The organism is Pseudomonas sp. PA-1-6B, from assembly GCF_021609545.1.
GTDB classification, from domain to species: domain Bacteria; phylum Pseudomonadota; class Gammaproteobacteria; order Pseudomonadales; family Pseudomonadaceae; genus Aquipseudomonas; species Aquipseudomonas fluorescens_BV.
This window is the reverse complement of the sequence record NZ_WJZM01000007.1, coordinates 84,962-99,162: the sequence shown is the minus strand read 5'-3', so window position 1 is coordinate 99,162 and position 14,201 is coordinate 84,962. Positions and strand designations below refer to the sequence as shown.

Sequence of the window (14,201 nt, the reverse complement as noted above, 5' to 3'; positions counted from 1 at the left end):
GGGGTTCTCAATCAATAGATGAGTGAACGGGTAGGCTTCAATTTGAGGTTTGCCTCGGCATAACCACCGAAACCCAATGATGTGTCAGGGCATGGGTGTAAAGTGCCGAGGGCTTTCAAGTTAAGAATCTCACCGCAGAACTACCTGAACTCCAGCAGAGCAACCCCGATCAACATCCAAATGAAGGCGATGATCATTGTTTTCAGATTAAGGGTAAGTCGAAGCTTTAAGTGAGGTGGGAAGTTTTCAAGATCGGTTGGGTCCAGCTCTCCATTAATGAGAGAAGCTTTTGGCCACAGTAGCATTCCCGAAATTTTACCCATCTCTAAAAGTGACCAAATCAAGCCTCGTTTTCCAAGGCTTGGCCCCCAGATATAGATATAACGGCTGTGCTTTAAGGCCTCCTTTATGGCGTCCATGTGACGATGGGTCAGGTAAAGGCTGTATGTAAGGGTCAAAGTTGCAAGCAACATTGGCCCCCCTAGAAAGGAGATCGCGATCCAGAGAGGCCAAGTGTCAATACTGCTCATGGTTGATTAACTTGGTAGAGTTTTTCTCCAATAGCTTCACCCGCCATCCCCCCGCCCGTCGTACCCACCCATGCGCCCGCTCCCACTATAGCCGCAACACAAATTACCCCGCCAACGCCTCCAGTCGCCACGCCCATTGCTATGCAAATAGAACCACTGGCAGCACCAGCCATCACTCCGCTCAAAGCCCCAAGAGAAGTAGACCCCACAAACTTTCCTACTTCCGTAAACTTGACCCTCTCGCAAGCCGCCCCAGAATCCCCGTTACACACCTGCTCAATAGCCAACAACGAAGACACTCCCCCAAGTCCAATACCGATATAACCCCCTGCCTTCATGTACTTCGTGGCACGGCTGACCGCCTCCACATGAGCGGCATACCCCGGAATCTGCCCCGGCCCACCCGCCTTGTCCCAGTGATGCACCAAGCTGCGACTGGATATACCCAGGGCCGTTTTCAACTTTGGGTGATCGCCCAAGGTGGTCTGCCCGCGCAGGCGGGTGGAGTTGAGCAGATGAGCATCCAACTGGTTCATCAATCGTTGGCGATCAGTGAAGAACTGCGGTGACCTAAGGTGCCCGTGCTGCCGATAGCTGTCCTGATGCAGGCGTTCCATGGCCTGCAGCGTATCGCGCAAGTTGTTCAGGTGCTTTTCCATCACTACCGCACTGACGCCTAGCCAGGTTGAGGTCTGCCCGACGAACCCAGCGATTTCAGCTCCATGGCGATACAGAAAGTCGGCCTCGTCGGGTGTCAGCCCATCCAGTGATGCGCTGACATGTTGTGCAGCCTGCATCAGTTGCGCTTCCTGATAGGTGCAGGAGGTGTTGTTCGGGTCGCTGAGCACGATCATCGAGCCGGCTTTGACGTGGCTCGTACTCGGGTTCAGTGCTTGAAACTTGCGCATTACAGCCGGGTCGAGCGTCGGAAAAAGTGTGGCTTCCAGCGCCTCGCGGGGGATGCTTTTGGGGACGATATAAAAACCTGGTTCCTCGCCCTGCAAACCGGTAAATGCAACGGGGGACAAATTGGTTGAGGGGGTGTACGCAGACTGGGAGTGTGCAACGGGGTTGCCGCTGGCCACTGCTTGGGACATTTCGATTGTTCTACGGGGGCCTTGTGGTGCGGTGTTTCGGCTTTCATAGGTGGCTGTAAAAACCGAGGGAATCAGCCGGGCTTTACACGGGCAGTCACTGTGGCTGTCCAGCGTGCCCGCCATCAGCTTGCCGTGACTGTTCATGTAGTAAATGCCGCCAACGATCTTATAGGTTTTGCCATCTTTTCCGCAGCTGACCCGATCTCCTTCACGGGCGTGAAGGAGGCCATATAAGTTGATGCGGCTATCACCGTCCAGCACTTTGCCGCCGCAGGTGGTTTTATCACCCAGGCCAATGAAATAACCTACGCTCATGCTACTTCCTTACATTCATGTCGGATAAACCAGGGCGTTGCGCCCTGGCCAACTCATCACTCAATGGTAGGCAGGAAGTCTTCTGCCAATGGCACGCCGTGACGCTCGACAAAGAGTAACGAGTCCTGAAGTGTATTAACGATCTGGTCACCATTACTGAGGTGACTGCCTACCAATGCGAAGTCGCTATTACCTTCACCCGAGCCGGTCATGATAAGCGCCTGAGTGCCGTCGGCGTACTCCACGTAATCTCCTTTATGCGCGCCACGGACCTGCGAACCGTCAGCCAATCGAAATTCAAACTCCGATGCGGTTTTCTTGATGGTTCCACCGTTGCGGGTCTGACTGCCCTCAGTGGCGACTCGGTAAATAGCAATGGGCGGATGAGCGCTGCAATAAGCGCGTTGGTCTTTAACTAACTGCAGAGCCTGCTCATTAAAATGGGACAATTGTTGTTCCGTAAAGGGTGAACTATCTAATTGACTGAATACGTCAGACGTCAGGTCATTGGTATATAGCGAGGTGTGCGATGCGTTCATAAGTATTGCCCTTAGAGAGGTGGTCTTTGTTACCCCCAAACTTTGAAGAGGCATATCCCCACCGTAAAGTCAGACGTTTCCCTAAATCCTGTACTCCCTGCGCCGTTCTCAGCCCTTCACTCAAAATCGCACTCCCCTTTGGTGATTTTCATAATCAGCCGCCCAGGTGCCATTGCTAGTATCCAGACACCGCCCAGAACAATAAGGAAAACCCCATGCCGTACTTCCCCGGTGTCGAGAAGGTGTGCTTCGAAGGCCCTGCCAGCACCTCTGCCCTCGCGTTTCGTCACTACGACGCCAACAAACTGATCCTCGGCAAGCCCATGCGGGAGCACCTGCGCATGGCGGCCTGTTACTGGCATACCTTTGTGTGGCCGGGGGCGGATATGTTTGGGATGGGGACGTTCAAACGCCCTTGGCAACGCAGTGGCGATCCGCTGGAGGTGGCCATCGGCAAGGCCGAGGCGGCGTTTGAGTTTTTTTCCAAGCTGGGCATCGACTACTACAGCTTTCACGACACCGATGTGGCGCCCGAAGTCAGCACGCTCAAGGAGTACCGCAACCACTTTGCGCAGATGATCGACCACCTGGAGCGCCATCAGGAACAGACCGGCATCAAGCTGCTGTGGGGCACCGCCAATTGCTTCAGCAACCCGCGTTTCGCCGCCGGGGCGGCGAGCAACCCAGACCCAGAGGTGTTCGCCTTCGCTGCCGCCCAGGTGTTCAGCGCGATGAACGCCACGCTACGTCTCAAGGGCGCCAACTATGTGCTGTGGGGTGGCCGTGAAGGGTATGAAACCTTGCTCAACACCGACCTCAAGCGCGAGCGCGAACAGCTCGGGCGTTTTATGCGCATGGTGGTTGAACACAAGCACAAGATCGGCTTTACGGGTGACCTGTTGATCGAGCCCAAGCCCCAGGAGCCGACCAAACACCAATACGATTACGACAGCGCCACCGTGTTCGGCTTCCTGCATGAGTACGGCCTGGAACACGAGATCAAAGTGAACATCGAGGCCAACCACGCGACGCTGGCCGGGCACAGCTTTCATCATGAGATCGCCACCGCCGTGTCGTTGGGGATCTTCGGCAGTATCGACGCCAACCGCGGCGACCCGCAGAACGGCTGGGACACCGACCAGTTCCCCAACAGTGTCGAGGAGATGACCCTGGCCACCTATGAAATCCTCAAGGCCGGCGGGTTCAAGAACGGCGGCTATAACTTCGATTCCAAGGTGCGCCGCCAGAGCCTCGACGAGGTGGACCTGTTCCACGGGCATGTCGCCGCCATGGATGTGCTGGCCCTGGCGTTGGAGCGTGCGGCGGCGATGGTGCAGGACGACCGCTTGCAGCAGTTCAAGGACCAACGCTATGCCGGCTGGCAGCAGCCATTGGGCCAGGCGGTGTTGGCCGGTGAGTTCAGCCTGGAGTCATTGGCTGAACATGCCTTTGCCAACGAACTGGACCCACAGGCGGTGAGTGGGCGCCAGGAGATGCTTGAAGGCGTGGTGAATCGGTTTATCTACACCTGACTGTGGCCAGAGATTGCTCCCGCTGGGGCGCGAAGCGGCCCCAAAAAATGGGAGTGCTACGCACTCCAGCAGGAGCAAGCTCCCTCGCCACAAAGAGGATCTTCACCTAGTGTCTTTCCAACAACAATAAAAGGACGCACCACCATGAAGTCATTCAAACCTGCCCTGCTCGCCGCAGCCCTGGCGCTGCTCGCCCTGCCGGTAATGGCGGATTCTGCGCACCCGAAAATCGGTTTTTCCATCGACGACCTGCGCCTGGAGCGCTGGTCCCGCGACCGTGATTACTTTGTCGCCGCCGCGGAAAAGCTCGACGCCAAGGTGTTCGTGCAGTCTGCCGATGCCAACGAACAGAAGCAGATTGCCCAGATCGAAAACCTCATCTCCCGGGGCGTCGATGTGATCGTGATTGTGCCGTTCAACGCCACGGTGCTGACCAACGCGGTGGCCGAAGCCAAGAAGGCCGGGATCAAGGTGGTGTCCTATGATCGCCTGATCCTCAACGCCGACATCGACGCCTACATTTCCTTCGATAATGAAAAAGTCGGCGAAATGCAGGCCAGCGGCGTGTTGCAAGCGGCGCCCAAGGGCAATTACTTCCTGCTCGGCGGCGCACCGACGGACAACAACGCCAAGGTGCTGCGCGAAGGCCAGATGAAGGTGCTGCAACCAGCCATCGACAAAGGCGATATCAAGATCGTCGGCCAGCAATGGGTCAAGGAATGGAACCCCACCGAAGCCTTGAGCATTGTCGAAAACGCCCTGACCCGTAACGACAACAAGATCGACGCTATTGTCGCCTCCAACGACGCCACCGCCGGCGGTGCAATCCAGGCCCTGGCCGCGCAGAAGCTGGCGGGCAAGGTGCCGATCTCCGGCCAGGACGCTGACCTTGCGGCAATCAAGCGCGTGATCGATGGCACCCAGACCATGACCGTGTACAAACCGCTCAAGCTGATCGCCACCGAAGCGGCCAAGCTTTCGGTTCAGCTGGCACGCAGCGAACAGCCGACCTACAGCTCGCAATACGACAATGGCAGTAAAAAGGTCGACACCATCCTGCTCACCCCGACGCCGTTGACCAAAGCCAATATCGACCTGTTGGAAAAGGATGGTTTCTACACCAAAGAGCAGATCGCCGGGCAATGACCGTGGCCGCCGATTACCTGCTGCAAATGAACGGCATCGTCAAAAGCTTTGGCGGTGTCAACGCCCTCAACGGTATCGATATCAAGGTCAAGCCTGGGGAATGCGTGGGCCTGTGCGGTGAAAATGGTGCGGGTAAATCCACCTTGATGAAGGTGCTATCGGCGGTGTACCCGCACGGCACCTGGGCGGGGGAAATCCTCTGGGATGGGCAGCCGCTCAAGGCCCAGTCCATCCGCGAAACCGAGGCGGCCGGCATTGTCATCATTCACCAGGAACTGACCCTGGTGCCCGACCTGTCGGTGGCCGAGAACATTTTCATGGGCCACGAGCTGACCCTGCCCGCTGGGCGCATGAACTACCCGGCGATGCTGCACCGCGCCGAAGTCTTGATGCGCGAACTCAAGGTGCCAGACATGAATGTGGCGCTGCCGGTGTCGCAGTACGGCGGCGGCTACCAGCAACTGGTGGAGATCGCCAAGGCCCTGAACAAACAGGCACGCCTGTTGATCCTTGACGAGCCTTCCTCGGCCTTGACCCGTGGCGAAATCGAGGTGTTGCTGGAGATTATCAAGGGCCTGAAGGCCAAGGGCGTGGCCTGCGTGTACATCTCCCACAAGCTCGATGAAGTGGCAGCAGTGTGCGACACCATTGCGGTGATTCGCGACGGCAAGCACATCGCAACCACTGCCATGGCAGACATGGACATCCCCCGGATCATCACGCAGATGGTCGGCCGCGAAATGAGCAACCTCTACCCCACCGAACCCCATGAAGTGGGCGAGGTGATCTTCGAAGCGCGTAACGTCACCTGCTACGACGTCGACAACCCCAAGCGCAAGCGCGTCGACGACATCTCCTTCGTGCTCAGGCGCGGTGAAATCCTTGGCATCGCCGGCTTGGTGGGCGCCGGGCGCACGGAGTTGGTGTCGGCGCTGTTCGGCGCTTACCCCGGCCGCTATAGCGCCGAAGTATGGCTGGACGGCCAGGTGATCGATACGCGCACGCCGCTCAAGTCGATCCGCGCCGGGCTGTGCATGGTCCCAGAAGACCGCAAGCGCCAAGGCATCATCCCCGACCTGGGGGTAGGCCAGAACATTACCCTGGCGGTGCTCGACACCTACGCGCACATGACCCGCATCGACGCTGAGGCCGAACTGGGCAGCATCGACCAGCAGATCGCCCGCATGCACCTCAAGACCGCCAGCCCGTCGCTGCCGATCACCAGCCTCTCAGGCGGCAACCAACAAAAGGCCGTGCTGGCGAAAATGCTGATGACCCAGCCCAAGGTGCTGATCCTCGACGAACCCACACGCGGGGTGGACGTGGGCGCCAAGTACGAGATCTACAAACTGATGGGCGCGCTGGCGGCCGAAGGCGTGTCGATCATCATGGTCTCCTCGGAACTGGCCGAAGTGCTCGGCGTGTCCAACCGCGTGCTGGTGATTGGCGACGGCCAGTTGCGAGGGGATTTCATCAATGACGGGCTCACCCAGGAACAGGTGCTCGCCGCCGCGCTCAGCCATAACCCTAATGATCGGAAGACCGCGTAGATGAACCAGGTCAAACATCTTTTCACCCGCTACAAAATGCTCGCGCTGGTGATCGCCGTCGCGTTCATCTGGTTGTTTTTCAGTTGGCAGACCGAGGGCGGTTTTCTCACCCCGCGCAACCTCTCCAACCTGCTGCGGCAGATGTCGATCACCGGGATATTGGCGTGCGGCATGGTGCTGGTGATTATCAGCGGCGAGATCGACTTGTCGGTGGGCTCGTTGCTCGGGCTGTTGGGCGGGCTGGCGGCGATTCTGGATGTGGTCTATCACGTGCCGCTATTGGCCAACCTGAGCCTGGTGGCGCTGTGCGGCTTGATGATCGGCCTGGCCAACGGCTACATGACCGCTTACCTGCGCATCCCCTCGTTCATCGTCGGCCTGGGCGGGATGTTGGCGTTTCGCGGGATTCTGCTGGGGATTACCGGCGGCACCACCATTGCGCCGGTGTCGCCGTCGCTGGTGTATGTGGGCCAGGGGTATTTGCCCCACAGCGTGGGCGCGGGGCTTGGCGTACTGCTGTTCGCACTGACGCTGTTCCTCACCTGGAAGCAGCGGCGCAACCGCGCACTGCATGGCTTGGCCGCGCACGCTTTGGTGCGCGACGTGTTACGCGTGGTATTGATCGGCGCGGTGCTCGCCGGGTTCGTCACCACCCTCAACAGCTACGACGGTATCCCCGTGCCGGTTCTGCTGTTGCTGGTGCTGCTCGGCGTATTCAGCTACGTCACCAGCCAGACCGTATTCGGCCGCCGCGTGTATGCGGTAGGCAGCAATATGGAAGCCACACGCCTATCCGGCATCAACGTGCAAGCGGTGAAACTGTGGATCTTCGGCATCATGGGGGTGATGTGCGCGCTGGCCGGCCTGGTCAACACCGCCCGCCTTGCTGCGGGTTCACCCTCGGCGGGCAACATGGGTGAACTCGATGCCATCGCGGCCTGTTTTATCGGCGGCACGTCGATGCGCGGCGGCTCGGGCACCGTCTATGGCGCGTTGCTTGGCGCGTTGGTGATTACAAGTTTGGACAACGGCATGTCGATGCTCGATGTGGACAGCTACTGGCAGATGATTGTGAAGGGCAGCATTCTGGTGCTGGCGGTGTGGGTGGATGTGAGTACGCGCTCGGGCAGGCGATAACTCGTCCGCCAGAACACCACCGATCACCTGTGGGAGCTGGCTTGCCTGCGATGGCGGCGGGTCAGCCACCTGATGGACCGACTGACACACCGCTATCGCAGGCAAGCCAGCTCCCACATTTGATCTTCATGGCTCCCCCCACATTGATCTCATTTTTACCTCAGGTTATTGCGGATAAAAACTAAAAGTCCATAATGGACAAATTAGTTTATCCGGAGAACCCCATGTCCACGACGCCCCTCGTCATCGACCAGGCCCAGGCCCGTACTTTATTGGCTCAAGTCGATGTACCCGCGATCCTGCGCAAACTGTTCCGCGACCTCGCCGCAGGGCAAGCGGTGCAGCCGGCGCAACAGCTGGTGGAATTTCCCCAAGGCGCCGGGGATTTCATCAACTACCTGGGCGTACTGGCCGGAGACGGCGTGTACGGGGTCAAGACCTCCCCCTATATCGTGCGTGATCAGGGCCCTTTGGTGACGGCCTGGACCCTGTTGATGTCGATGCACAGCGGCCAGCCGTTGCTGTTGTGCGATGCCGCTGAATTGACCACTGCACGCACCGCCGCCGCCACGGCTTTGGCAGTGGATGCGCTGGCGCCCGCGGCGGCGCAACGCCTGGCGATCATCGGCAGCGGCAAGGTCGCCCAGGCCCACCTGCGTTATGTGCAGAACCTGCGCGACTGGCAGCAAATCCGCCTGTACTCGCCAAGCCTGGGCAGCGCCAGCGCCGAAACGCGTGCGCAGTTGGCTAGCCTGGACCCGCGCCTGAGCCTCGTCGCAAGTTGTGAGGCCGCCCTGGAAGGCGCGGATGTGATCCTGCTGTGCACTTCGTCCGCCGGGCCGGTCATCGACCCCTCGCGCCTGAGTAAACCCGCGCTGATTACCTCCATCAGCACCAACGCGCCACGTGCCCATGAAGTACCGCCACATTGCCTCAACCAGATGCACGTATTCTGCGACTACCGCCAGACCACCCCAGGTTCAGCCGGTGAGATGCTGATCGCCAGCGAGCAGCACGGCTGGGACAAACGCACAATTGTCGGGGACCTGCCCGAGTTGTTCAGCGACATGGCCCAGCGCCCCGACTACGATCGTCACGTCTTTTTCCGCTCCATCGGCCTGGGCCTGGAAGACATCGCCCTGGCCAATGCCCTGTACCAACGGCAGCGCTAATCAGGAGATTGTTATGCATCAGGCAGACTTCATCATCATCGGCGGCGGCATTGCCGGCGCGTCCACCGGGTTCTGGTTGTCGCAGCACGGCAAGGTCCTGGTGCTGGAGCGTGAAAACCATCCGGCCTATCACTCCACCGGGCGTTCGGCAGCGCTCTACACCGCCGCGTACGGCACCCCGCAAGTACGCGCGCTGACCTTGGCCAGCCGGGCCTTCTTCGACCAGCCACCTGCAGGCTTTTGCGAACACCCCCTGCTGACGCCCCGGGGCGAAATGACCGTGGATTTCAACGGCGACCCGGCCGAACTCGACAGCCAGTACCTGAGCGCCAAGGCCACCGTGGCGCAGGTGCAGCGCCTGACGGTCGATGAAGCCTGTGCACGCTTGCCAATCCTGCGCCGTGAAAAAGTCCACGGGGCAATCTACGACCCTACCGCCTGCGACATCGACACCGACGCCCTGCATCAAGGCTACCTGCGCGGTATCCGCCGCAACCAGGGCGAAGTGCGCACCGACAGCCATGTGCTGGGCTTGAGCCGCGACGCCGACGGCCTGTGGCAGGTGCGCACCCAGGATGCGACCTTCACCGCGCCGGTCATCATCAACGCCGCCGGTGCCTGGGCCGACCATATCGGCGGGCTGGCGGGCGCGGCGTCCATCGGCTTGCAGCCCAAGCGCCGCTCGGCCTTCGTCTTCGCTGGCCCCGAGGGCATGGACAGCCACGACTGGCCGATGCTGGTGGCCCTCGACGAAGCGTTCTACATGAAACCGGATGCCGGCATGTTCCTCGGCTCGCCGGCCAACGCCGACCCGGTAGAACCCCAGGACGTGCAACCCGAAGAGCTGGATATTGCCATGGGCATTTACCAGATCGAGGAAGCCACCACCCTGACCATCCGCCGGCCGACGCGGACCTGGGCCGGGCTGCGCAGTTTTGTGCAGGACGGTGATTTGCTGTCGGGCTTTGACCCGCAAGTACCGGGGCTGTTTTGGGTGGCAGCGCAAGGCGGCTATGGTATCCAGACCTCACCCGCCATGGGCCAGGCAAGCGCCGCCCTGGTGCGCGGCGAACCGCTGCCGGAGGCACTGACCCGGTTCGGCCTGGACGCTGGTATGCTCTCCCCGGTCCGCCTGGAGCCCCATTGATGAACACCGCTGAACAAGACAAGGTCATGCAGAACTTCCGCGCGATTGCCGATGCAATCGCCACGTTGTTCTTTCCCCATGCAGAAGTGGTGCTGCATGACCTGCGCACGCAAACCGTGGATTACATCGCCAATAACCTGTCCAAACGCAGCCTGGGTGACGACTCGTCCCTGGAGGACATGCTCGACGGCGACGTCAGCGAGGTGAATATCGGCCCTTACGAAAAGCTCAACTGGGACGGCCAGAAAATCCGCAGCCTGAGTACCGTGCTGCACGACCACAAAGGTCACCGGCTGGCTGTGTTGTGCATCAACCTGAATATTTCAATGTTCGAAACGGCCAAGGCGGCGCTGGATTTATTCCTGTCGCCAAGCAAGCTGATCGCACAGCCGGACGCGCTGTTTCGCGATGACTGGCAGGAACGCATCAACACCTTCCTGCATGCCTGGCTGCGCGAGCGGCAGTTGAGCCTGAACCTGTTGACCCGCGACCACAAACGCGAACTGGTGCTGGCGCTGCATGCTGAGGGAGCCTTCAAGGGCAAGAGCGCCTCCAACTATGTGGCCAATGTGCTGGGCATGGGGCGGGCGACGGTCTACAAGCATTTGAAGGAATTGAAGGCTTGAACCCTTTCTGACCACAGCGCCGATCCCCTGTGGGAGCTGTCGAGCTTTAGCGAGGCTGCGAAGGGGCCGGCAAGGTCAACATTTTCATCGCCTGACCCACCGCTTTCGCAGCCTCGCTAAAGCTCGACAGCTCCCACATTCACCGCGTATTTCCTTGGGTCAGTCGCCGTAGATATCGGCCTTGAAGTACTGCTGTGAAATCTTCTGGTATTCGCCGCTGGCGCGAATGCCGTCGATGGCCGCATTCAATTCGCTGACCAACTCGCCATTGCCCTTGCGTACTGCGATGCCGGCCCCCTCACCCACGTATTTCGGGTCTTTGAGCTCCGGGCCGACAAAGGCATAACCCTGCCCGCGCGGCATCGACAGGAAGTCGCTCAGGGGAATGGTGTCGGCAAAGATCGCATCCAGGCGCCCCGCTGCCAGGTCCATGTAGATTTCTTCGTTATTGCTGTAGCGCTTGACGTTGATGCCCTTGGGCTCGAACACCTCGGTGGCATACCGGTCGGTAGTCGTGGCGCGCTGTACACCGACGTTCTTGCCCTTGAGGCTGGCGTACTGGTCATCCACCACGGCGCCGTCCTTCATCACCAGACGCGACGAGGTGAAGTAGTACTTGTGGGTGAAATCCACCGACTTCTTGCGGTCTTCGTTGATGGTCATGGACGACAACGCCATGTCGATCTTCTTGACCTTGAGGGACGGAATCAGCCCGTCGAACTCCCCTTCGATCCACACGCACTTGACCTTCATTTGCGCACACAGGGCGTTGCCAATGTCGTAGTCGAAACCCACGATCTTGCCGTCACCGGTTTTGGAGGCGAACGGTGGGTAAGCGGCCTCAATGCCAATGCGCAGGGTTTTCTCGGCGGCCAGCAGGTGGCTGGCGGCAAACAGGCTCAGGGCCAGGACGGGAAGGAGATGGCGTTTCTTCATGGAGGGGTTCTCGCAAGTTGTTGTTGGTTTGGCAAGAATGTCAAAACGAAAGATCATACATACTACAAAATCTATATTGGACTTTATCGTACTTTAAATCAACAGGACGTTGGACACGCAGAGCAGCCGACTCTCGCAAGCCATGCGCATATACCACTCGTCGCGACTGTCAATATTGACAGGTAGACGCTGCGCGCCCTCTCCTATCTGATTGGCTTGGTGATGAACCTTAAGTCAGTTCGAATTGGATGATTAAATCATGAGCGATACGCCGTTAACTGAAATCGACATGCCTGGCGGCGGATACCCAATGACCGCAGGTTCCGCAAGGACCATCAGCTACTTGCTGCTTGAACAGCAGCAGTTTCAAGGAAGAGAAAATGCTACCGCCCGGCTTTATAACAACCGGCGCCAGGTTTCCGAATTTTTGATTACGCTGGAGGCGCGAGATGAACATGGACAAGTGACCGTCGTACCCGATGGAACAACGGTCGAAATCATTCCGTTCATCGCCCTGCGAGGTCACTGGCCTGCAAAAACTGGCCCGCATGAAAAAGGCTATTTACCGTTTGATGAGAGTTTCACTGTTCAAGAAATTGACTCATCACCCCCTCCGCAATCGTACAGACCGGAAAGCGTGGCGCCCAGTCAGTTCTTGCCTGCGCCAACACCGGAACCGCTCACTCTTTACTCTCCGGACGGTACACAAACCCAACGAAAAGTATTTAAACGATACTTGACCAATGACGCAAACCCCGGGGGCATGGTAGACCGATTCGCCGTACGTGTCCGTTTACCTGGCACGAGCGTTGATTACACCAGCCGTAACGAGGATGTGCCTTATGGCGGCGCCGGGCAGAATGGTCGTTTCTACAGTTCCGTCTATCTTAGGTCAGTAACGCAGAACTATTACACTGCGGGAAATGGCGGCCTGGTAGAAACAGTCGAACAAGTGCGTTATCACAGCCAGTATTGGTATACCTACAACCATTACATCGGATTTAACTTGCCCGGCACCGCAAGGGCCATTGCGATTAAACACGTTGAACATGACGATGAATGGTTTATTTGGAACATATACGATCTCCGTCATGGTTCTGGAAAGGCCTACTTCTCCCTCCTGGTCGGCGTCCGCGAACCCGACAAGCCGAACTTTCTCTGGTATACCTACCCTTCGAACTGGAATGACCAAGCTGGTCAATGGCTGAGAGAAAATGGTTACTTCAAGCCAAGCACCGATAGGTTGGTATTCGTGGTTTCAGGCGTGGTGCCAACAAGTAACAGCCTTGTCAGAAATTCTTCTAAAGAATTTACCACTTTTGACGCTTTTGGTAACTCGCAACGATTTAAATCAAGTGTGGCGTTATTAGATCCAGAAAATGACAGCACGAGATACAGTCTTCGCATAGAGGAAGCGCCGGTCAATATCTTTCAGGACTCCTTCGAAATGTGAATACCACGTCATTTCAGGAGCCGATACGCTCACGGTGAATAGCATGACTAAACAAACCCTCCGCGCCTCCAATAATTGGCTGAGCCGATTCGAAATAAGTTTGACCAGTTTGTCGGCGCTGCTCTATCCCAACGCCCGTCAACAAGTATTGGTGACATTGATCATTGCTCCCAGAACAGGCCAGACCATTTCTGACGATGAATTAGAGAGCGTGTGTATTACCACGCGTAAAAACGAACTCTTCCCAATATTACCCGGAGGTGACGACGGCAGTGAATGGTTCTATTCCCAAACGAAAAATCAGTACCTGCCTTATCCAGCGAGCGCTGTCAGCCCACCGCTTACTCAAAAAGAGCCTGAGAATGTCAATTTCTTTCAAAAAGATTTTTATATCCTGAGCCGTGCTCCCACGGGGGCATCGGTCCGATTGTATGCACAAATCACCCAGCACACCGCGCAAGGGCCTGTTACTTACAACACCGCAATAGATGCCACGTTCAAATCGTATGTCGACCTTAGAACGGCAGAAATTCCGCACTTTAGTATCCCTGACAACTACACGTTCAATCGAGACTTGGTCGCGGGCAACCCCAACAGCGATTTATTCACCTGGGAGTACCAACTCGCTGGAAAGAATGTGCAGATGCCCGTGGTCGAATTACTCTCGGTAACAGGTATGAGCCCCATGGGAATGATTCAATGGGTTGACCGCGACAACACGGTCACGCGGGCCTCCCATGTCGGATACGCCGCACCGGGCGAGCCCAACGTCAATTACAACACAGCGATTAACCTCGGCTCGGAGTTTTCCCCTGCCACTACGGTTGCGCGTCCAAGAAGAGGCCATGTGACTGTGGTGCTGCAGGGCGGCAACAATATTCCCTACCACAGTGAAAGTGCGATCAATCAAGGCGGCCCTTGTCAGCTGCGCGCCATCGACACGTACGGCAATGAGCACCTATTGAATATTGCATTCAAAGACCGAACGCCGACTGGCCGCTTGGAGTTGGTGTTGTTGTGA

At 58.0% G+C, this 14,201-nt stretch carries 13 protein-coding genes; 9 read left to right on the top strand and 4 right to left on the bottom strand.

All coding sequences use genetic code 11. The features are described from left to right. Window positions 1–140 precede the first annotated feature (140 nt). Genes GIV35_RS06225 through GIV35_RS06215 form a run of 3 tightly spaced genes read right to left on the bottom strand, consistent with a single transcriptional unit; the run spans window position 141 to window position 2,481 of the window. Window positions 141–530, bottom strand: a complete 390-nt coding sequence (locus GIV35_RS06225; protein WP_105226495.1) for a hypothetical protein — start codon at window positions 528–530, stop codon at window positions 141–143. Next, complete coding sequence (locus GIV35_RS06220; RefSeq protein WP_105226494.1) at window positions 527–1,942, bottom strand: PAAR domain-containing protein; 1,416 nt, start codon at window positions 1,940–1,942, stop codon at window positions 527–529. Before GIV35_RS06220 ends, GIV35_RS06225 begins: the two co-directional genes overlap by 4 nt. A 56-nt stretch (window positions 1,943–1,998) precedes the next feature. Continuing rightward, complete coding sequence (locus GIV35_RS06215; protein ID WP_105229124.1) at window positions 1,999–2,481, bottom strand: hypothetical protein; 483 nt, start codon at window positions 2,479–2,481, stop codon at window positions 1,999–2,001. 215 nt (window positions 2,482–2,696) lie between these two features. Between GIV35_RS06215 and xylA the strand changes: the two genes are divergently transcribed. The 7 genes from xylA (at window position 2,697) to GIV35_RS06180 (ending at window position 10,791) form a co-directional block, all read left to right on the top strand. Further along, window positions 2,697–4,013 carry a xylose isomerase gene (xylA, locus tag GIV35_RS06210; protein ID WP_236264800.1) on the top strand — a complete coding sequence of 439 codons (1,317 nt, stop codon included), beginning with the start codon at window positions 2,697–2,699 and terminating at the stop codon, window positions 4,011–4,013. A 144-nt stretch (window positions 4,014–4,157) separates the two neighbouring features. Beyond that, window positions 4,158–5,159, top strand: coding sequence for a D-xylose ABC transporter substrate-binding protein (gene xylF / locus GIV35_RS06205; RefSeq protein ID WP_197883376.1), 1,002 nt, complete (start codon window positions 4,158–4,160; stop codon window positions 5,157–5,159). Continuing rightward, window positions 5,156–6,709, top strand: coding sequence for a D-xylose ABC transporter ATP-binding protein (gene xylG, locus GIV35_RS06200; RefSeq protein WP_105226492.1), 1,554 nt, complete (start codon window positions 5,156–5,158; stop codon window positions 6,707–6,709). Before xylF ends, xylG begins: the two co-directional genes overlap by 4 nt. After that, window positions 6,710–7,846 (top strand): sugar ABC transporter permease, encoded by a 1,137-nt coding sequence (locus tag GIV35_RS06195; protein WP_106118377.1) that lies wholly within the window; start codon window positions 6,710–6,712, stop codon window positions 7,844–7,846. It abuts the gene before it with no gap. A 224-nt stretch (window positions 7,847–8,070) separates the two neighbouring features. After that, complete coding sequence (locus GIV35_RS06190; protein ID WP_236264801.1) at window positions 8,071–9,018, top strand: ornithine cyclodeaminase family protein; 948 nt, start codon at window positions 8,071–8,073, stop codon at window positions 9,016–9,018. A 13-nt stretch (window positions 9,019–9,031) separates the two neighbouring features. Then, window positions 9,032–10,165, top strand: a complete 1,134-nt coding sequence (locus tag GIV35_RS06185; RefSeq protein ID WP_014718055.1) for an NAD(P)/FAD-dependent oxidoreductase — start codon at window positions 9,032–9,034, stop codon at window positions 10,163–10,165. Then, window positions 10,165–10,791 (top strand): helix-turn-helix transcriptional regulator, encoded by a 627-nt coding sequence (locus tag GIV35_RS06180; protein ID WP_057978045.1) that lies wholly within the window; start codon window positions 10,165–10,167, stop codon window positions 10,789–10,791. Before GIV35_RS06185 ends, GIV35_RS06180 begins: the two co-directional genes overlap by 1 nt. A gap of 159 nt (window positions 10,792–10,950) precedes the next feature. Here GIV35_RS06180 and GIV35_RS06175 read toward each other — a convergent pair whose 3' ends face one another. Beyond that, window positions 10,951–11,727: an ABC transporter substrate-binding protein gene (locus GIV35_RS06175; RefSeq protein ID WP_105226488.1), complete on the bottom strand. Its 777-nt coding sequence runs from the start codon at window positions 11,725–11,727 to the stop codon at window positions 10,951–10,953. 259 nt (window positions 11,728–11,986) lie between these two features. Here GIV35_RS06175 and GIV35_RS06170 point away from each other — a divergent pair, with 259 nt between their 5' ends. After that, complete coding sequence (locus GIV35_RS06170; protein WP_213154323.1) at window positions 11,987–13,180, top strand: hypothetical protein; 1,194 nt, start codon at window positions 11,987–11,989, stop codon at window positions 13,178–13,180. Window positions 13,181–13,223: 43 nt separating this feature from the next. After that, complete coding sequence (locus tag GIV35_RS06165; protein WP_213154322.1) at window positions 13,224–14,201, top strand: hypothetical protein; 978 nt, start codon at window positions 13,224–13,226, stop codon at window positions 14,199–14,201.